General features: G+C 57.5%; 1 protein-coding gene. It reads right to left on the bottom strand.

Going from position 1 to position 1,353, the window contains the following annotated elements; genetic code table 11:
• Nucleotides 1-430: 430 nt before the first annotated feature.
• Nucleotides 431-739, bottom strand: a complete 309-nt coding sequence (locus tag M5G11_RS19400) for a DUF3077 domain-containing protein (protein WP_273914104.1) — start codon at nucleotides 737-739, stop codon at nucleotides 431-433.
• Nucleotides 740-1,353: the final 614 nt, after the last annotated feature.

Raw genomic sequence — 1,353 nt, 5'->3', positions numbered from 1 at the left:
CCAGCCCCTCGTGATGATCCGCAGGACTTGTTGTGAGCAATTACTCAGCTAACAACCGTCAGCGCTGCGCGCCGACAGTGCATCAGCGCGTTTTTACACACTCTGGGCCGAGAGCGGCCTTCTAACAACCGCAGCTTTGAGTCGTATGCTGTCGCTTACCATGATTGGAAAACCGTGCCCCCTACCATGCAAACACGAGAGGCTGCCATTTACCGAAGGCAACCGGTCCTAGCTTAGCTTGTCTCGGGTCGGTCAAATGTCGGACGAGTGACAAACGATAGTTTAGAAATAGTGCGAAGTGCCTCTGAGAATAAAAATAATATAAATCATGTATTTATGATACTTCTACCTCTGGTGCCACTCCAGATCCAAACAAAAAAAGCCCACCCCAAGGTGAGCCTTTCTCGTTCCTAGTATTTCCGATACAGCCTTACCGACTCATCACCTGCCTCTCAATCCCATCCAACACCGCATCCACCAACCCTTTCGCCATCTCGGCCGAGTGCATATTCGCCCACAGCAGCCCTTTCTTCGGCATATCGTCGCTATGCTCGCAGGCTTGTTGGGCGGTGTCATAGATGGCTTGTAGCAGGAGCGAGGCGTGGACCAGGGCATCTTCGGCATCGATGCCGGCGCGTACGGAAAACAATGGTGCATGGCCGGCGTCACAGGCGCCAAAGGCCGTGGTGGCAGTCTTGCCGAAAAGGGGTAGCGGGGGGTCTGGAACTATTTTTTTCATGGTGAAGCTCCTACTGACATGGAGCCGTCACTACCTGCGACCAAACAGAATGGGTGACAGCTGTACGCAGGTTGGTCGACCGGGGCAATAGGCAAACCCGGCAGGCACGAATGCCTCCCGCGCACAGCCGCCATAAAACGAATACACAGGCGTACAAACACCTGCAATCGTAGGGGGAGTGCATGTTGCATATTGCCGATTCGGGCGACCAAACCCGATCGCTGATGTGCAGCGACCGCGAAAGCCTACGCCGCCTGTACCTGCAAGGCAAGGCAGGACCTGTAACGGGGAAAGTGAGGGCCCCTTCGCCGGCAAGGCCGGCTCCCACAGTGGGAGGTGGGCGCTGTGGCTGGCGGCAGGGGAGTGGGAGTGGGAGTGGGAGTGGGAGTGGGGGCTTGTGCCGCGATTGAGTGCGTGGCGCTCGTCATACAGGCAGCTGAATTTTTGCTGGCTGTGCGGGCCTCATCGCGGGACTAGCCCGCTCCCACAGTGCCTGAGTGAGTGCATTAGTGAGTGGGTGGCTGTGCTGGCCCGGCGTGGGGGGACTGTCAGATTTTTTGTGTGCGGGCCGGTAACGGCCTGCCGTCAGGCAGGCCGTGCTTTTACCAGGTCGG

This window comes from Pseudomonas fontis (assembly GCF_028656955.1).
GTDB lineage: Bacteria > Pseudomonadota > Gammaproteobacteria > Pseudomonadales > Pseudomonadaceae > Aquipseudomonas > Aquipseudomonas fontis.
This window is presented reverse-complemented; position numbering and strand designations above follow the sequence as displayed.

Bases quoted from the DNA above. Each gene is read 5' to 3' on its own strand.
- M5G11_RS19400 (WP_273914104.1), bottom strand. From the start codon at position 739: ATGAAAAAAATAGTTCCAGACCCCCCGCTACCCCTTTTCGGCAAGACT.